The following is a 16,975-nucleotide window of genomic DNA, read 5'->3' as shown; positions in this document are numbered from 1 at the left end:
AAGTACGGGACTACCAGGAGCTCTTGGTCACGCCCGGCAGCTCGCCACGGTGAGCCATCTCACGAAGGCACACGCGGCACAGGCCGAACTTGCGGTACACGGAGTGCGGACGGCCGCAGCGCTGGCAGCGGGTGTACGCGCGCACACCGAACTTGGGCTTACGAGCAGCCTTGGCAATGAGAGCCTTCTTCGCCATCTCGCTTACGCCTCCTTGAACGGGAAGCCGAGGTGACGGAGAAGGGCACGGCCCTCAGCGTCGTTGGTCGCCGTGGTCACCACGGTGATGTCCATACCCCGGACGCGGTCGATCTTGTCCTGGTCGATCTCGTGGAACATGACCTGCTCCGTGAGACCGAAGGTGTAGTTGCCACGGCCGTCGAACTGCTTGGGGGACAGGCCGCGGAAGTCGCGGATGCGCGGCAGCGCGAGCGACAGGGTGCGGTCCAGGAACTCCCACATGCGGTCGCCACGGAGCGTGACGTGGGCACCGATCGGCTGACCCTCACGCAGCTTGAACTGCGCGATGGACTTGCGGGCCTTGGTGACGGCCGGCTTCTGACCGGTGATCGTGGTGAGGTCGCGGATGGCGCCCTCGATCAGCTTGGAGTCGCGGGCGGCGTCGCCCACACCCATGTTGACCACGATCTTGACGAGGCCGGGAACCTGCATGACGTTCTCGTAGGAGAACTCCTCACGCAGCTTGCCCGCGATCTCCTCGCGGTACTTCGTCTTGAGACGCGGAGTGGTGGTGGTAGCCATCAGATGTCCTCACCCGTCCGCTTGGCAACGCGGATCTTGTTGCCCTCGTCGTCGAAGCGGTAACCGACGCGCGTGACGACCTTGTTGCCGTCCTTCTCCACGACGAGCTGAACGTTGCTCACGTGAATCGGGGCCTCGGTCGTGACGATGCCACCGGCCTGCGAACCGCGAGCGGTCGGACCGGCCTTCGTGTGCTTCTTGACCCGGTTGACACCCTCGACCAGGACGCGCTCGTCGCGCGGGTAAGCGGCAATGACCTTGCCCTGCTTGCCCTTGTCCTTGCCGGTGATGACCTGAACCGTGTCACCCTTCTTGATCTTCATGCTTACAGCACCTCCGGAGCCAGCGAGATGATCTTCATGAACTTCTTCTCGCGCAGCTCGCGCCCGACCGGGCCGAAGATGCGGGTACCACGAGGGTCGCCGTCGTTCTTCAGAATGACGGCGGCGTTCTCGTCGAAGCGGATGTACGAGCCGTCCGGACGGCGGCGCTCCTTGACGGTGCGAACGATGACCGCCTTGACGACGTCACCCTTCTTCACGTTGCCACCGGGGATCGCGTCCTTGACGGTGGCGACGATGACGTCACCGATGCCCGCGTAGCGGCGACCGGAGCCACCGAGCACACGGATGCAAAGGATTTCCTTCGCACCAGTGTTGTCGGCGACACGCAGTCGCGACTCCTGCTGGATCACGTCTATCTCCTGTTTGTCTGCCGGTTCCCGGGGCGGGGCGCCTTACGGCGACCCCGCCCCGAGCCTGGCGGAACGAACCTGAGGGATACCCCTCAGGTGATTACTTGGCCTTCTCGAGGATCTCGACGATGCGCCAGCGCTTCGTCGAGGACAGCGGCCGGGTCTCCATCAGGAGGACGCGGTCGCCGACGCCGGCGGCGTTCTGCTCGTCGTGGGCCTTGAGCTTGCTGGTACGGCGGATGACCTTGCCGTACAGCGCGTGCTTCACGCGGTCCTCGACGGCGACGACGACGGTCTTGTCCATCTTGTCGCTGACGACGAGACCCTCACGGGTCTTGCGGAAACCACGAGCCTCAGCGGTCTCAGTCACGTTGTTCTCACTCATCAGGCGCTCTCCACCGTCTCGATGCCCAGCTCGCGCTCACGCATCAGGGTGTAGATCCGCGCGATGTCCTTACGGACGGCCTTCAGCCGACCGTGGTTCTCGAGCTGACCGGTCGCCGCCTGGAAGCGGAGGTTGAACAGCTCTTCCTTGGCTTCGCGAAGCTTCGCGAGAAGCTCCTCGTCACCCAGTTCGCGCAGCTCGGACGCCTTGGTACCGGCCGACATCACGCTTCACCTGCCTCGCGCTTGACGATCCGGCACTTCATCGGCAGCTTGTGGGCTGCGCGAGTGAGGGCCTCACGGGCGATCTTCTCGTTGGGGTAGGACAGTTCGAACATGACCCGGCCCGGGTGCACGTTCGCGACCCACCACTCGGGCGAACCCTTACCGGAACCCATGCGGGTCTCGGCGGGCTTCTTGGTCAGCGGGCGGTCCGGGTAGATGTTGATCCAGACCTTGCCGCCACGCTTGATGTGGCGGGTCATCGCGATACGAGCGGCCTCGATCTGGCGGTTCGTCACGTACGCCGGCGTGAGGGCCTGAATGCCGTACTCGCCGAACGAAACCTGCGTACCGCCCTTGGCCTGACCGCGGCGCTTGGGGTGGTGCTGCTTGCGGTGCTTGACCCTACGGGGGATCAGCATGTCGGTCAGGCCTCCGTTCCGGTGCTCTCAGCCGGAGCGGCAGCCGGAGCCTCGGCCTTGGGGGCCTCGGCAGCGGGAGCCTGCTGCGGCTTACGACCGCGACCGCCACGCTCGCCACCGCGGCCACCACGGCCGGCCGGGCGGTCGTTGCCACCACGGGCCGGGCGGTTGCCGGCGCGGGCAGCGGCGTTCTCGGCGCGGACCTCGGCGATGTTCTTGACGTCGCCCTTGTAGATCCAGACCTTCACACCGATACGGCCGAAGGTCGTCTTGGCCTCGAAGAAGCCGTAGTCGACGTTCGCACGGAGCGTGTGCAGGGGCACACGGCCCTCGCGGTAGAACTCCGAGCGGGACATCTCGGCGCCGCCGAGACGGCCACCGCACTGGATCTTGATGCCCTTGGCGCCCGCCTTCATCGCCGACTGCATGCTCTTACGCATGGCGCGGCGGAAGGAGACGCGGGAGGACAGCTGCTCGGCAACGGCCTGAGCAACCAGCTGAGCGTCCGTCTCGGGGTTCTTGACCTCGAGGATGTTCAGCTGGACCTGCTTGCCCGTGAGCTTCTCGAGGTCGCCGCGGATGCGGTCGGCCTCGGCGCCACGGCGGCCGATGACGATGCCGGGACGCGCGGTGTGGATGTCCACCCGCACGCGGTCACGGGTGCGCTCGATCTCAACCTTCGAGATGCCGGCGCGCTCCATGCCGGACGTCATCATCCGACGGATGGCGACGTCTTCCTTGACGTAGTCCTTGTACAGCTTGTCGGCGTACCAACGGGACTTGAAGTCCGTGGTGATGCCGAGCCGGAACCCATGCGGGTTAACCTTCTGGCCCATTACCGGGTTCCTTCCTTGCTGCTGACGACCACGGTGATGTGGCTGGTCCGCTTGCGGATCCGGTAGGCACGGCCCTGGGCACGCGGCCGGAACCGCTTCAGGGTCGGACCCTCGTCGACGTACGCCTCGGAGATGACGAGGCTGCCGGCGTCGGTGTGGTCGTAGTTGTGCGCGGCGTTGGCGATGGCGCTGTCAAGCACCTTGCCAACCGGCACGCTCGCGGCCTGCGGGGCGAAACGCAGGACCGCCTGAGCCTCCGTGGCATCCATGCCACGGATAAGGTCCACCACGCGGCGGGCCTTCATGGGCGTAACGCGGATGTACCGCGCCTGGGCCCTGGCTTCCATGGTTGTCCTTCCAGTGTCTGTCATGGTCATTCCACCCCGCGTTAGCGGCGCTTCGACTTCCGGTCGTCCTTGACGTGACCCCGGAAGGTGCGCGTCGGCGAGAACTCGCCGAGCTTGTGGCCGACCATCGACTCGGTGACAAACACCGGAATGTGGGTCTTGCCGTTGTGCACCGCGATCGTGTGGCCGAGCATGGCCGGGATGATCATCGAGCGACGGGACCAGGTCTTGATGACGTTCTTGGTGCCGGCTTCGTTCTGTACGTCCACCTTCTTGATCAGGTGGTCGTCGACGAAGGGCCCCTTCTTGAGACTGCGCGGCATCTAAACCCGCTCCTAGCGCTTCTTGTTCGTCTTGCGGCGGCGGACGATGTACTTGTTCGAAGCCTTCTTCGGCGAACGAGTACGACCCTCCTTCTGACCCCACGGGGAGACCGGGTGGCGACCACCGGAGGTCTTGCCCTCACCACCACCGTGCGGGTGGTCAACCGGGTTCATCGCCACACCGCGGACGGTCGGGCGAACGCCCAGCCAGCGCTTGCGGCCGGCCTTACCCCAGTTGATGTTGCTCTGCTCGGCGTTGCCGACCTCGCCGACCGTGGCGCGGCAGCGCTGGTCGACCAGGCGGATCTCACCGGAAGGCATACGAAGGTGGGCCATCGTGCCCTCCTTCGCGAGCAGCTGCACGGAGGCACCGGCGGAGCGGGCGAACTTGGCACCGCCACCGGGACGGAGCTCGATCGCGTGGATCGTGGTACCGACCGGGATGTTGCGGAGGGCCAGGTTGTTGCCCGGCTTGATGTCGGCCCCGGGACCGTTCTCGACGCGGTCGCCCTGCGACAGGTTGCGGGGGGCGAGGATGTAGCGCTTCTCGCCGTCCGCGTAGTGCAGCAGCGCGATGCGCGCGGTGCGGTTGGGGTCGTATTCGATGTGCGCGACCTTCGCCGGCACGCCGTCCTTGTCGTGACGACGGAAGTCGATCACTCGGTAGGCGCGCTTGTGTCCGCCACCCTGGTGGCGAACGGTCACACGACCGGCGTTGTTACGGCCGCCCTTGCTGTGCAGCGGGCGGACCAGCGACTTCTCCGGCGTGGACCGCGTGACCTCGACGAAGTCGGCGACGCTGGAGCCACGACGGCCCGGCGTAGTCGGCTTGTACTTGCGGATTCCCATTTCTCAGTCCTCGTCCGATATTCGGACCAGGGCGCTCCGTTAGGAGGCCTGGCCGAAGATGTCGATACGGTCGCCCTCAGCGAGGGTCACGATCGCGCGCTTGCTGTCCGCACGCTTGCCGAAGCCGGTGCGGGTGCGCTTGCGCTTGCCCTGACGGTTGATCGTGTTGACCCCGGTGACCTTGACCGAGAAGACCGCCTGGACGGCCTGCTTGATCTGGGTCTTGTTGGCCCGCGGGTCCACGACGAAGGTGTACTTGCCCTCGTCGAGCAGCGCGTAGCTCTTCTCCGAGACGACCGGCTTGAGGAGCACGTCACGGGGATCCGTGAAGGACTTGCTCAGCGGGGTCTCGACGGTGTTCTTGCCCTCGGTCTCGTGGCGCTTCGCCTTGGCGACGCGCGCGACCTTCTTGGCCTTGGCGGCCTTCGAGGCAATGCTCGGGTGACGCGTAGCCATCAGGCTTCGCTCCCTTCGGTGTCAGCGGCCTTGGGGCCAGACACGAAGGACTCGAAAGCGGCCTGGGTGAAGACCACGTCGTCCGAGACGAGAACGTCGTACGTGTTCAGCTGGCCCGGCTCCAGGATGTGGACCTGGGGCAGGTTGCGCGCGGAGAGCAGCGCGGCCTCGTCGGAGCGCTCGATGACCAGGAGCACGTTCTTGCGCTCGCTGACCTTGCCGAGGAAGCTCTTCGCGGCCTTGGTGGAGGGGGTCTCGCCCTCGATCACGCCGGTGATGACGTGGATGCGAGCGTTGCGGGCCCGGTCGGTGAGGGCGTGGCGCAGGGCCGCGGCCTTCATCTTCTTCGGGGTCCGCTGCGAGTAGTCACGCGGCGTGGGGCCGTGGACGACGCCACCGCCGGCGAACTGCGGCGCACGGGTCGAACCCTGGCGCGCGCGGCCGGTGCCCTTCTGGCGGTAAGGCTTCTTACCACCACCGCGGACCTCGCCACGACGCTTGACCTTGTGCGTGCCCTGACGGGCAGCGGCCAGCTGTGCGACGACGACCTGGTGAAGCAGCGGAACGCTGATCTTCTCTACGTCGAAGATCTCGGCCGGGAGCTCAACGGTCCCGGCGGTGTCGCCGGAGGGCGACAGAATGTCAATGGTGCTCATAGTCCTCAGGCCCCCTTGGCCGCGGTGCGGACCAGGACGAGGCCGCCGTTCGGACCAGGAACCGCGCCCTTGATAAGGAGCAGGCCCTTCTCCGCGTCAACGGCGTGAACGGTCAGGTTCTGGGTGGTGACCCGCTCGTTGCCCATACGACCCGCCATGCGGAGGCCCTTGAACACACGGCCCGGGGTGGCGCAGCCACCGATGGAGCCGGGAGAGCGGTGCTTGCGCTGGGTGCCGTGTCCGGCGCCGAGGCCCTTGAAGTTGTGACGCTTCATGACACCGGCGAAGCCCTTGCCCTTGCTCTTGCCGGTCACGTCCACCTTGACGCCGGCCTCGAAGGTCTCAGCCGTGATCTCCTGGCCGAGCGTGTACTCGCTCGCGTCAGAAGTCCGGATCTCGACGAGGTGGCGACGGGGAGTGACGTCGGCCTTGGCGAAGTGGCCCTTGAGGGGCTTGTTCACCTTGCGCGGGTCGATCTCGCCGAAGGCGATCTGGACCGACTCGTAGCCGTCGGAGTCATTCGTACGGACCTGGGTCACGACATTCGGCCCGGCCTTGACGACGGTGACGGGAACAACACGGTTGTTCTCGTCCCACACCTGCGTCATGCCGAGCTTCTCGCCCAGGATGCCCTTGATCTGCTTACCCATTCTCAGATCACCGGCCTTCAGAGCTTGATCTCGATGTCGACACCGGCCGGGAGGTCGAGTCGCATCAGAGAGTCAACGGTCTTGGGGGTCGGGTCGAGAATGTCGATCAGGCGCTTGTGCGTGCGCATCTCGAAGTGCTCGCGCGAGTCCTTGTACTTGTGCGGCGACTTGATGACGCAGTACACGTTCTTCTCAGTGGGCAGCGGCACCGGGCCCGCGACCGACGCACCAGTGCGGGTCACCGTCTCGACGATCTTCTTCGCCGAGGAGTCGATGACCTCGTGGTCGTAGGCCTTGAGCCGGATGCGGATCTTCTGTCCCGCCATGGCTACTCAGTAGTCCTTTGTCTCGTCAAACGCTCTGGTACCCGGGGGTTCGCGTCCTGCTCTCCGACCCACGCGGTCGGGTGTGTCGCGCTCCTGTCGCACAGATATCCGTAACGGATTTCCCTACGAGGGACGCGGCCCGCCCGAAAGCAACCGCAGGACCGGGGGCAAAACACCCACCGGGCGCCTGGTCTGCACCCCGCTGACACTTCCCGGAAGATTCCCGTACGTCCGCCCCAGCGCTGCCTTCCGACAGATTGGGCGACGAGTACTGTGGGACTCGCTTCCAGTCCTCCCGGCGGGAGGCGCGCAGCATCGGCACTCGACCGAGCAACCCCGTTAGTCTGCCATACGGGGCAGGGGCCTGGCCAATCGAGCCGAGGATCGTACCCCGAGGGTGACGCACGTCAAACCCTGGCCCGGACCGGATCGCGGGACTGGGCCGGCGAGGAGCCGCCCCCGGATCACGTCTGGCCCGTCACCCGCGCCTCGCGGGCCCCCAGGGACACCAGCACATAACGGGCCCTACCCGCGCAGGAGCGGCGCCCGCACGGGGCAAGCCGCGCATCCCTGACGGCGCCCTCGGACCTCAGCCACCAGCCCACCAGCTTGTTCCGCACAGTTGTCAGCACCCACTCGCCCTGTGAACCGTGGCGGCAGTGCCAGTCGCACGGGGGCCGTAGTACTCCACTGGCCTGCAGTTGGCGTTTCACTGCAGGACGATGCGGTGCGGATGCGACCAGTCGGAGGGGCAGACGAAGACCATGAGGCGGCCTCCACGTCCCACGACGACCTGTGTCGGGGTGTTCGCATCCGTGTCCGCCACACCGCGGTCCTCGATGGGAACCCAGCTGCGAGTTCCGCTGTCCCATTCCCTGCTGTCGATGGTCAGCAGAAGGTCCATCTGGTGACCGCACTGGCACACGATTTCCTGGGGGCCGGTGAGAGGCCAGGGGGCAAATCCGCCGACCTTCCAGCCGGGCGGAATGGAGAGGTCGGACTGATAGCTGACCGCGTCCTCGTCCTCCCAGTCCTCCCATTCGTCCAGCTGGGCACGGATCGCATAGGGCAGCAGGTCGCCCCACTGATGCTCCGTGACCTGCTCAGGGTGCAACACACAGGGAGCCGGTACGTAATCGTCTCGACCTACGACTTCCGGTTCTGGTTGTTCAGCCAGCACCTCAGAGACTTCGGAGGCCTTTCGCCAGTACAGGTGTACGGCGACATTCCGCTCTTCGCCGTGCGCGTTGAACGGACACCAGAAAACCTGCAGCAGATCCGAGCCACCAGGCAGACTCAGGCCGGGCACGTCACGTGTGTACAACTGGGCCACCCGCATGAGCGGGATCGGGTCCGTGTCGGCAAGCCAGGGCGCATGCCGTCCTCGCTTGAGGGAGCCGAGGGTCTCGAATTCCTCGTCCGTCGGCCCTTCGGGCTGGCCAGGGGCCGGCTGCCTGCTCCACGCCTCGGCAAGGATCTTCCGACGCAGACGGACATCGCTGAGGCGCTCGCCGAACCGTCGTTTGTGCGGTTCGGTGCACATGGGCCACGGCTCGTCCGCGGGCCACAGGAACGGCCCACCGACGGAGCTCTCTCCGGGACCGGGTGCACCTGGCCGTGGGTGCAGTCGGGTAGCGATTCCTCGGTATTCGGCCAGCTCAGGAATGACTTCCTCGATGTCCATGGGGCGCTCGGGGGTGGTACGAGTCATGGTCCTCCTCACGGTGTCCGCACGCCGGCCGCGGGGTTGTCCAGCCAACCGCTCAGCGAGAATCCCTTGTTGCCGAAGGCCTGGAATTCCAGCCGAGTGGGAATCGGGGACACCGAGTCACATCGTGGCCGAGCTCGCGGCCAACGCGGTGGTCCACGGGCGTGTACCCGGCCGCGACTTCCGGCTCACGCTGTACGTCGTGGGCGGCACCGGGTCTGGTTCTAGTCGAGGCGTTCGCGGACCGCTGGGCCGTGGACCTGGGTGCACCGCCGCGCAAGTCGCTCTGGGCCGAACTGGCCGTCACCGCTGCCGGAAACGCGGTCTACCGCGTCCCGGTGAACCGCGACGCGGGCGTTCGCGACATCAAAGCTATCCAATTCCCCAGGGAGAAACCCCTCCCAACTCCACCAGCCTTCCGCCACTCGCAAGGGTGACGATCACCAACTCGGCTGGATTTTCCGCCCGTTGGCACGCATATGCTCACCGCGACAAGCGCAAGAAGCACCACCACAACCGCAGACATGCGACGGCCCCCGGCCGGGTACGGACGATCCCGATCGAGGGCCTGACCACCGAGGAAGTTAAGGCTTTCTGACGGATACGCAGAACTCTAATGCCCTCCGTGCGCCCAACCCGCCCCCGATTCCGCGGGCATCACCCACATCAACGTCCGCCACACCACCCGCTTCACGGTGATCGGCAACCACCTTGCCCAGCACCGCGAGCTCTCCCTCACCTGATCGGCTTCACCGCCCACATCCAGTCGCCGCCCGCCGGTGCCCGCGTCGACATCAAGACGCTCGCGGCCCGATTCCCCGAGGGCGAGACGAGAATCGCTGCGGCGCTGCGGGAGCTGGAGGCGCACGGTCGTCTGTCCCGCAGGCGGGAGCGTCTCCCGAGCGGCCGCGTCGTCACCCGCACGGTGTCGTACAACCAGCCGAACGCGTTGCGCGACCCCGGCCCGCCCCCAGGAAGGAAGGGCCGAAGGAAGGGCCGAGGGAAGGCCGGAGGGAAGGCCGGAGGCATACTGCGCGTCCTGGACCGGGGTGGGATCGCCGTCTCGGACGAGGACCGCGAGCGCATCGCATCCTGCGACGACCTCGACACCCTGGACCGGCGGCTGAATCGGGCCATCACAGCCACATCGGCATCCGAGGTCTTCGCGGAGGGCTGAGGCCCGACGGAGGGCCGAGACCCGACGGAAGGCCGAGACCCGACGAAAGGCCGAGCGCCGGCGGAAGGCTGAGCGCCGGCGTCCGTCTGGAGCACTCCCCCGCGACAGCGCACCGGACGGCGCCCGATCGTGGACCCATGGCAGAAGACAGCATCACCCTGGCCGAGCAGTCCCCTCCCGCCGTGCGGGACTGGCCGGACGTCGGCGTGCCGGGGACCGAGTTCGATCCGGTGCTCGCGGACTTGATGCGGGAAGGGCCGTTGACGCGGATTCGGCTTCCGCACGGGGAGGAGGAGTGGGCGTGGCTGGCAACGCGGTACGACGACGTGAAGATGATCACGAACGATCCCCGGTTCAGCCGTAAGGAGGCCTCCGTACGGCAGTTCACGCGGCTGGCGCCGCACTTCGCGCCGCGCCCCGGTGCGCTGGCCTGGGCCGACCAGCCCGACCACAACCGGCTCCGCCGCGCCGCGTCGACCGCGTACACCGTGAGCGCCGTGAAGCGGCTGCGCCCCCGCGCCCAGGAGATGCTCGACGAGCTGGTCGACGCGATGGTGCAGGACGGGCCGCCCGCCGATCTGATCGAGCGGGTCCTCGAACCGTTTCCGGTCTCCGTCGTCTGCGAGGTCATGGGCGTGCCCGCCGACGAGCGGCAGAAGCTGCACGACTGGACGCGGGAGATCATCTCCACCGCGGGCGGTGCCGAGGCCTCGGAGCGTGCCAAGAAGGGCATGTTCGGGTGGATCGCGCAGGCCATCCGTGACCGGCGGGACAGCGAAGGGGACGACGTCCTGTCGTTGCTCGGCGGCGCGGTGAGGAGCGGGGAGCTCAAGGAGGAGGAGGCGATCAGCGTCGCCGGCCCGCTCCAGATCGGCGGTGAGGCCCTCACCAACAACAGCGGCCAGATGTTCTACCTCCTGATGACCCGGCCCGAGCTGATGGAGCGCGTCCGCGACGACCCCGCGTCACGGCCCGCCGTCATCGACGAGCTCCTGCGCTACATTCCGCACCGCACCGCGGTCGGGCTGCCCCGCGTCGCTCTCGAGGACGTGGTCGTCAAGGGCGTCCGTATCCGCGCCGGCGAGGTCGTCTACGTCTCCTACCTCGCCGCCAACCGCGACCCGGACGTCTTCCCCTGCCCCGACCGGATCGACGTCGACCGGGACTCCGGAGCGCACATGGCGTTCGGCAACGGAGCGCACTACTGCACGGGCGCCGTCTTCTCCAAGATGCAGATCGAGCTGCTGATCGACACCCTGCTGGAACGCCTTCCCGGGCTGCGTCTCGCCGTCCCCGCCGACCAGGTCCCCTTCCGGCAGCGCACGATGATCCGCGGCCCTGAGGCGCTGCCGATCACCTGGTAGCCCAGGAACCAAGGAGCCGGGAACAGCGAGCCTGCTGGCTCCGGAGCAGCGAGCGGAACGGCGAACCCGGTAGCTGCGGGAACAGCGAAAGGGCCCGTACGACCGAAGTCGTACGGGCCCTTTCTGGAGCTCTGTGGAGCTACCAGGCGATCAAGCCAACAAGACTTACTTGTTGATCTTGGTGACCTGGCCGGCGCCCACGGTCCGGCCACCCTCACGGATGGCGAACTTGAGGCCCTCTTCCATGGCGACGGGCTGGATGAGCTCGACCTTCATCTCAGTGTTGTCGCCCGGCATGACCATCTCCGTGCCCTCGGGGAGGGTCACAACACCGGTCACGTCAGTCGTACGGAAGTAGAACTGCGGACGGTAGTTGTTGAAGAACGGCGTGTGGCGGCCACCCTCGTCCTTGGACAGGATGTAGGCCTGGGCCTCGAACTCGGTGTGCGGGGTGACCGAGCCCGGCTTGATGATGACCTGGCCGCGCTCGACGTCCTCGCGCTTGATGCCACGAAGCAGCAGACCGACGTTCTCACCGGCCTGGCCCTCGTCGAGCAGCTTGCGGAACATCTCGATGCCGGTGACCGTGGTGGTGGTCTTCTCCTGCTTGATGCCCACGATGTCGACGGTCTCGTTGACCTTGAGGACACCACGCTCGATACGACCGGTGACGACGGTGCCACGACCGGTGATCGTGAAGACGTCCTCGATCGGCATCAGGAACGGCTTGTCGACGTCACGCTCGGGCTGCGGGATGTTCTCGTCGACGGCCTGCATCAGGTCGAGGACGGTCTGGCCCCACTCCTTGTCGCCCTCAAGGGCCTTGAGCGCCGAGACCTTGACGACCGGCAGGTCGTCGCCCGGGAACTCGTACTCGGAGAGCAGCTCGCGAACCTCGAGCTCGACGAGCTCCAGGATCTCCTCGTCGTCCACCATGTCGGCCTTGTTCAGGGCGACGACGATGTAGGGAACGCCGACCTGGCGGGCCAGGAGCACGTGCTCCTTGGTCTGCGGCATCGGGCCGTCGGTGGCGGCGACCACGAGGATGGCGCCGTCCATCTGCGCCGCACCCGTGATCATGTTCTTGATGTAGTCCGCGTGACCGGGGCAGTCGACGTGGGCGTAGTGACGCGTCTCGGTCTGGTACTCGACGTGCGCGATGGAGATGGTGATACCGCGCTGGCGCTCCTCAGGAGCCTTGTCGATCTGGTCGAAGGCCGAGGCCTCGTTCAGGTCCGGGTACGCGTCGTGCAGCACCTTGGTAATGGCGGCCGTGAGGGTCGTCTTACCGTGGTCGATGTGACCGATGGTGCCGATGTTGACGTGCGGCTTAGTCCGCTCGAACTTCGCCTTCGCCACTGGGTCCTCCTGTGGAGTGGTTCTGGTACGCCTTACTCATCGGCGCCAGGGTGATCTTTGCTGGGATGCCGCCCGCCGGGATTTTCCCTTGCCGGTAAGCCCCGGCGGTCGGTGTCAAGCCTAAAGCGTGTAAACGGTGTGTGTTACTCGCCCTTGGCCTTCGCGATGATCTCCTCGGCGACGTTCCGGGGAACCTCGGCGTAGGAGTCGAACTGCATCGAGTAGCTTGCGCGACCCGAGGTCTTGCTGCGGAGGTCGCCGACGTAGCCGAACATCTCCGAGAGGGGCACGAGGCCCTTCACGACGCGGGCACCGGCACGCTCCTCCATGGCCTGGATCTGACCACGGCGGGAGTTGATGTCGCCGATGACCTCACCCATGTAGTCCTCGGGCGTGGTGACCTCGACGGCCATCATCGGCTCGAGCAGCACAGGGCTGGCCTTGCGCGCGGCCTCCTTGAAGGCCTGCGAACCGGCGATCTTGAACGCCAGCTCGGAGGAGTCGACCTCGTGGTAGCCACCGTCGATCAGCGTCACGCGGACGCCGGTCATCTCGTAGCCCGCGAGGATGCCGAACTGCATGGCCTCCTGCGCACCGGCGTCCACCGACGGGATGTACTCCCGCGGGATGCGGCCACCGGTGACCTTGTTCACGAACTCGTACGCCGGACCGTCGGTCTCGGTGATGGGCTCGATCGCGATCTGCACCTTGGCGAACTGACCGGTACCACCGGTCTGCTTCTTGTGGGTGTAGTCCACACGCTCGACGGCCTTACGGATCGTCTCACGGTAGGCGACCTGCGGCTTACCGACGTTGGCCTCGACCTTGAACTCACGGCGCATACGGTCGACCAGCACCTCGAGGTGCAGCTCGCCCATACCACCGATGATGGTCTGGCCGGTCTCCTCGTCCGAGTGAACCTGGAAGGAGGGGTCCTCCTCCGCGAGGCGCTGGATGGCGACACCCAGCTTCTCCTGGTCACCCTTGGACTTGGGCTCGATGGCGACCTGAATGACCGGCGCCGGGAAGTCCATGGACTCCAGGATCACCGGGTTCTTGTCGTCGGACAGCGTCTCACCGGTGGTGGTCTGCTTCAGGCCCATGACGGCGACGATGTCGCCGGCGCCCACCGACTCGATCTCCTCACGCTTGTTCGCGTGCATACGGTAGATCTTGCCGATGCGCTCCTTCTTGCCCTTGACGGAGTTCAGCACGGCAGTGCCGGACTCCAGGCGGCCCGAGTAGACCCGGACGAAGGTGAGCTTGCCCAGGTGCGGGTCGCTCATGATCTTGAACGCGAGGGCGGAGAGCGGCTCGTCGTCGGACGGCTTGCGCTTGACGACCAGCTCCGGGTCCTTCACGTCGTGGCCCTCGATGGCCTCGACGTCAAGCGGAGTCGGCAGGTAGCGCACGACCGCGTCGAGCAGGGGCTGAACGCCCTTGTTCTTGAACGCGGTGCCACAGAACACCGGGGTGACCGTGGTGTCGTTGGACTTGCCGGACGCGATGGTGATGCGACGGATCGCGGCGTACAGCTGCTCCTCGGTGGGCTCCTGGCCCTCGAGGTACAGCTCCATGATCTCTTCGTCGTTCTCGGCGACGCCCTCGATGAGCTTGCCGCGGTACTCCTCGGCAGCCTCGGTGTGCGTGGCCGGGATGTCGACGACGTCGTACATCTCGCCCTTGGCGGCCTCGGCGGACCACACGAGCGCCTTCATGCGGACCAGGTCCACAACGCCCTTGAAGTCCATCTCGGCGCCGATCGGGAGCTGCATGACGAGCGGCTGGGCGCCCAGGCGGTCCGAGATCATGTCCACGCAGCGGTGGAACTCGGCGCCGGTACGGTCCAGCTTGTTCACGAAGCAGATGCGCGGCACGCCGTAACGGTCGGCCTGACGCCACACCGTCTCGGACTGCGGCTCGACACCGGCGACACCGTCGAACACCGTGACGGCACCGTCGAGGACGCGGAGCGAACGCTCCACCTCGACCGTGAAGTCGACGTGACCCGGGGTGTCGATGATGTTGATCGTGTAGTCGTTGTCCTCAAGCGGCCAGTGACAGGTGGTGGCAGCAGAGGTGATCGTGATGCCACGCTCCTGCTCCTGCTCCATCCAGTCCATGGTGGCAGCGCCGTCGTGGACCTCACCGATCTTGTAGCTGACGCCGGTGTAGAAGAGGATCCGCTCGGTGGTGGTCGTCTTGCCCGCGTCGATGTGGGCCATGATCCCGATGTTGCGGACCCTGGCCAGGTCAAGTGAAGTGGTAGCCATAAGGCTTCGGTCTTCTCTCGGTCTCGATGGGGGTAGCGACTACCAGCGGTAGTGCGCGAAGGCCTTGTTGGACTCGGCCATCTTGTGGGTGTCCTCGCGCTTCTTGACGGCCGCACCGAGGCCGTTCGAAGCGTCGAGAAGCTCGTTGAGCAGACGCTCGGTCATGGTCTTCTCGCGACGGGCGCGGGAGTAACCGACCAGCCAGCGCAGCGCGAGCGTGTTGGCACGACCGGGCTTGACCTCGATCGGAACCTGGTACGTCGCACCACCGACACGGCGGGACTTGACCTCGAGGGTCGGCTTGATGTTCTCCAGCGCGCGCTTCAGCGTGATGATCGGGTCGTTGCCCGTCTTCTCACGCAGACCCTCCATGGCGCCGTAGACGATGCGCTCGGCGGTGGAGCGCTTGCCGTTCAGCAGCACCTTGTTGATGAGGGAGGTCACCAGAGGGGAACCGTAGACCGGGTCGATGATGACCGGGCGCTTCGGGGCGGGGCCCTTACGAGGCATTTCTACTTCTCCTTCTTGGCGCCGTAGCGGCTGCGGGCCTGCTTGCGGTTCTTCACACCCTGGGTGTCAAGGGAACCGCGGATGATCTTGTAGCGAACACCCGGCAGGTCCTTCACACGGCCACCACGCACGAGCACGATCGAGTGCTCCTGCAGGTTGTGTCCCTCACCCGGAATGTAAGCGGTGACCTCGATCCCGCTGGTCAGACGCACACGCGCGACCTTACGCAGGGCCGAGTTCGGCTTCTTCGGGGTGGTCGTGAACACACGCGTGCAGACGCCGCGACGCTGGGGCGAACCCTCGAGTGCGGGCGTCTTGTTCTTCTCGACCTTGTCCTGCCGGCCCTTCCGGACCAGCTGCTGGATCGTAGGCACTACTTCTCCGGTTTCTGTGTGCCGAATGGTGAAGCTAACCTGGAACGTCGCCGACCCACGCGGTCGGGTGTGTCGAATGCTGCAGACTCCCGCCGCAAGGCGAAAAGGGCGCAGATTACGGTGGCCGCTTACGGATCCCCGTACGGTTCGAAGGCACGCACGAGGGCCAGGGCACACCCCAGGCACAAGGTCTGAGCGTACCTACCTCACGGACTTCGGTCAAAACAAATGCCGTGGGGCCCGACACGCCGGACTTGTCACCCTTCTCCTCGGCCCTTCCCGCCGGTCACCCTATGAATCTGTACGGTTTCGCAGCGGTGACGGCGAGCCGTTCAGTACGTTGATCCGTCGCTGTGCATCGGCGTCATCGGCCTCGGCCCATGACGCCGAGCGGGGGACGGTGGACGGGACGGTGACGGGGGGCTCATGGCGGTCGCACATTTACCCGGAGACGAGGGCCTGGACGACCGGGTGCCGTTCCTGGCGCGCCTGGAGACCGACGACCGCTCGGCGCTGCTGGCGCTCGGCCGTGAGCTCTCCTTCGCGCCCCGCATGGTGCTGCTGCACCAGAGCGAGCCGTCCTCGCACGTCCTGATCGTCACCCACGGCTGGACGAAGGTGACCGCGGCGGCCACCAACGGCTATGAGGCGCTGCTCGCGCTGCGCGGGCCCGGCGACATCATCGGCGAGTCGGCGGCGCTGACGGGGCGGCCGCGGTCGGCGACGGTCACCGCGCTGGAGCCGGTCCGCACGGTCGCCGTCGTCCGCGAACAGTTCACCGACTTCCTCGCCCGCTCCCCCGCCGTCTCCTTCGCCCTCCTCGGCCTCACCTCCGACCGCACCCGTGCCGCCGACCGCCGCCGCCTGGAATTCGCCTCCCTGAGCGTCCGCGAACGCTTCGCGGCCCTCCTCCTCGACCTGGCCCGCACCAACGGCCGGCGCACCGAGGAGGGCATCGAACTGTCGGTCCCCCTGAGCAAGCAGGAGCTGGCGGGTTCGGTGGGCGCGTCCCGAGAAATGGTCCAGCGCCTCCTGAAGGAGCTCCGGGAACGGGACGCCGTGGTGACGGGCCGACGCGCGATGGTGATCGTCCGGATGGACGTACTACGACAGATCGCGCGCCGCTGACGTCCAGGGGCGCGGGACCTGCGCGATCCCTTTCGGGGCGTCCGGGGGCGCGGGGAACTGCGCGATCTTTTGGCGGGGGTCTGGGGGCGGCAGCCCCCAGAGACGATGGGGGTCCCCCCTGCTCGAGCGAAGCCGAGAGCTTGGGGGAGGGCAGGGGC

Annotated in this window: 22 protein-coding genes and 2 pseudogenes; 4 read left to right on the top strand and 20 right to left on the bottom strand. The window is 66.5% G+C overall.

Going from position 1 to position 16,975, the window contains the following annotated elements; translation table 11 throughout:
• Positions 1–10: 10 nt before the first annotated feature.
• The 16 genes from ACFVXA_RS03815 to ACFVXA_RS03740 all read right to left on the bottom strand — a co-directional run bounded on the left by ACFVXA_RS03815 (position 11) and on the right by ACFVXA_RS03740 (position 8,635).
• Positions 11–196 (bottom strand): type Z 30S ribosomal protein S14, encoded by a 186-nt coding sequence (locus ACFVXA_RS03815; protein ID WP_003956452.1) that lies wholly within the window; start codon positions 194–196, stop codon positions 11–13.
• Between the two features lie 5 nt (positions 197–201).
• Positions 202–759, bottom strand: coding sequence for a 50S ribosomal protein L5 (rplE, locus tag ACFVXA_RS03810; RefSeq protein ID WP_019329632.1), 558 nt, complete (start codon positions 757–759; stop codon positions 202–204).
• Positions 759–1,082, bottom strand: a complete 324-nt coding sequence (gene rplX / locus ACFVXA_RS03805) for a 50S ribosomal protein L24 (RefSeq protein WP_362018956.1) — start codon at positions 1,080–1,082, stop codon at positions 759–761. The genes rplE and rplX overlap by 1 nt, the downstream gene beginning before the upstream one ends.
• A 2-nt stretch (positions 1,083–1,084) precedes the next feature.
• The gene (rplN, locus tag ACFVXA_RS03800; RefSeq protein WP_003998823.1) at positions 1,085–1,453 is read right to left on the bottom strand and encodes a 50S ribosomal protein L14; all 369 of its coding nucleotides are present in this window, start codon (positions 1,451–1,453) and stop codon (positions 1,085–1,087) included.
• Between the two features lie 100 nt (positions 1,454–1,553).
• Entirely contained in the window at positions 1,554–1,838 is a 285-nt protein-coding gene (gene rpsQ, locus ACFVXA_RS03795) for a 30S ribosomal protein S17 (RefSeq protein ID WP_362018953.1), read from the bottom strand.
• Positions 1,838–2,062: a 50S ribosomal protein L29 gene (gene rpmC / locus ACFVXA_RS03790; protein ID WP_003998824.1), complete on the bottom strand. Its 225-nt coding sequence runs from the start codon at positions 2,060–2,062 to the stop codon at positions 1,838–1,840. The genes rpsQ and rpmC overlap by 1 nt, the downstream gene beginning before the upstream one ends.
• Positions 2,062–2,481 (bottom strand): 50S ribosomal protein L16, encoded by a 420-nt coding sequence (gene rplP / locus ACFVXA_RS03785; RefSeq protein ID WP_099500627.1) that lies wholly within the window; start codon positions 2,479–2,481, stop codon positions 2,062–2,064. Before rplP ends, rpmC begins: the two co-directional genes overlap by 1 nt.
• 5 nt (positions 2,482–2,486) lie before the next feature.
• Positions 2,487–3,317 carry a 30S ribosomal protein S3 gene (gene rpsC, locus ACFVXA_RS03780; protein ID WP_266700850.1) on the bottom strand — a complete coding sequence of 277 codons (831 nt, stop codon included), beginning with the start codon at positions 3,315–3,317 and terminating at the stop codon, positions 2,487–2,489.
• Complete coding sequence (rplV, locus tag ACFVXA_RS03775) at positions 3,317–3,664, bottom strand: 50S ribosomal protein L22 (protein ID WP_006604878.1); 348 nt, start codon at positions 3,662–3,664, stop codon at positions 3,317–3,319. Before rplV ends, rpsC begins: the two co-directional genes overlap by 1 nt.
• A gap of 41 nt (positions 3,665–3,705) precedes the next feature.
• Positions 3,706–3,987 (bottom strand): 30S ribosomal protein S19, encoded by a 282-nt coding sequence (gene rpsS / locus ACFVXA_RS03770; protein ID WP_005481224.1) that lies wholly within the window; start codon positions 3,985–3,987, stop codon positions 3,706–3,708.
• Between the two features lie 12 nt (positions 3,988–3,999).
• Complete coding sequence (rplB, locus tag ACFVXA_RS03765) at positions 4,000–4,836, bottom strand: 50S ribosomal protein L2 (RefSeq protein ID WP_362018944.1); 837 nt, start codon at positions 4,834–4,836, stop codon at positions 4,000–4,002.
• Positions 4,837–4,875: 39 nt separating this feature from the next.
• The gene (rplW, locus tag ACFVXA_RS03760; protein WP_362018941.1) at positions 4,876–5,292 is read right to left on the bottom strand and encodes a 50S ribosomal protein L23; all 417 of its coding nucleotides are present in this window, start codon (positions 5,290–5,292) and stop codon (positions 4,876–4,878) included.
• Positions 5,292–5,948, bottom strand: coding sequence for a 50S ribosomal protein L4 (gene rplD / locus ACFVXA_RS03755; RefSeq protein ID WP_362018937.1), 657 nt, complete (start codon positions 5,946–5,948; stop codon positions 5,292–5,294). The genes rplW and rplD overlap by 1 nt, the downstream gene beginning before the upstream one ends.
• Before the next feature lie 5 nt (positions 5,949–5,953).
• The gene (gene rplC / locus ACFVXA_RS03750) at positions 5,954–6,598 is read right to left on the bottom strand and encodes a 50S ribosomal protein L3 (RefSeq protein ID WP_362018934.1); all 645 of its coding nucleotides are present in this window, start codon (positions 6,596–6,598) and stop codon (positions 5,954–5,956) included.
• 17 nt (positions 6,599–6,615) lie between these two features.
• Positions 6,616–6,924, bottom strand: a complete 309-nt coding sequence (gene rpsJ / locus ACFVXA_RS03745; RefSeq protein ID WP_003948644.1) for a 30S ribosomal protein S10 — start codon at positions 6,922–6,924, stop codon at positions 6,616–6,618.
• 709 nt (positions 6,925–7,633) lie between these two features.
• Positions 7,634–8,635 (bottom strand): hypothetical protein, encoded by a 1,002-nt coding sequence (locus ACFVXA_RS03740; protein WP_383736012.1) that lies wholly within the window; start codon positions 8,633–8,635, stop codon positions 7,634–7,636.
• A 118-nt stretch (positions 8,636–8,753) separates the two neighbouring features.
• On the opposite strand from ACFVXA_RS03740, the pseudogene ACFVXA_RS03735 reads away from it, so the two are divergent.
• The 3 genes and pseudogenes from ACFVXA_RS03735 to ACFVXA_RS03725 form a co-directional block, all read left to right on the top strand.
• Positions 8,754–9,069, top strand: a pseudogene (locus ACFVXA_RS03735) (hypothetical protein); the annotation flags it as partial.
• A gap of 219 nt (positions 9,070–9,288) precedes the next feature.
• A pseudogene (locus tag ACFVXA_RS03730) lies at positions 9,289–9,605 on the top strand (helix-turn-helix domain-containing protein); the annotation flags it as partial.
• A gap of 341 nt (positions 9,606–9,946) precedes the next feature.
• Positions 9,947–11,173, top strand: coding sequence for a cytochrome P450 (locus tag ACFVXA_RS03725; protein ID WP_383736015.1), 1,227 nt, complete (start codon positions 9,947–9,949; stop codon positions 11,171–11,173).
• Positions 11,174–11,338: 165 nt separating this feature from the next.
• Here ACFVXA_RS03725 and tuf read toward each other — a convergent pair whose 3' ends face one another.
• The 4 genes from tuf to rpsL form a co-directional block, all read right to left on the bottom strand.
• Positions 11,339–12,532, bottom strand: a complete 1,194-nt coding sequence (tuf, locus tag ACFVXA_RS03720) for an elongation factor Tu (protein WP_362018916.1) — start codon at positions 12,530–12,532, stop codon at positions 11,339–11,341.
• Between the two features lie 143 nt (positions 12,533–12,675).
• Positions 12,676–14,805 (bottom strand): elongation factor G, encoded by a 2,130-nt coding sequence (gene fusA / locus ACFVXA_RS03715; RefSeq protein WP_362018913.1) that lies wholly within the window; start codon positions 14,803–14,805, stop codon positions 12,676–12,678.
• 39 nt (positions 14,806–14,844) lie between these two features.
• Positions 14,845–15,315, bottom strand: coding sequence for a 30S ribosomal protein S7 (gene rpsG / locus ACFVXA_RS03710; protein ID WP_003992340.1), 471 nt, complete (start codon positions 15,313–15,315; stop codon positions 14,845–14,847).
• A 2-nt stretch (positions 15,316–15,317) separates the two neighbouring features.
• Complete coding sequence (gene rpsL / locus ACFVXA_RS03705; protein WP_003948652.1) at positions 15,318–15,689, bottom strand: 30S ribosomal protein S12; 372 nt, start codon at positions 15,687–15,689, stop codon at positions 15,318–15,320.
• 426 nt (positions 15,690–16,115) lie between these two features.
• Here rpsL and ACFVXA_RS03700 point away from each other — a divergent pair, with 426 nt between their 5' ends.
• The gene (locus ACFVXA_RS03700; RefSeq protein WP_362018909.1) at positions 16,116–16,817 is read left to right on the top strand and encodes a Crp/Fnr family transcriptional regulator; all 702 of its coding nucleotides are present in this window, start codon (positions 16,116–16,118) and stop codon (positions 16,815–16,817) included.
• Positions 16,818–16,975 lie beyond the last annotated feature (158 nt).

It is taken from the genome of Streptomyces sp. NPDC058246, from assembly GCF_042881985.1.
Classification (GTDB): Bacteria; Actinomycetota; Actinomycetes; order Streptomycetales; family Streptomycetaceae; genus Streptomyces.
Note: the sequence above shows the minus strand (reverse complement) of the source record. Positions and strands in the feature narration are given on the sequence as shown.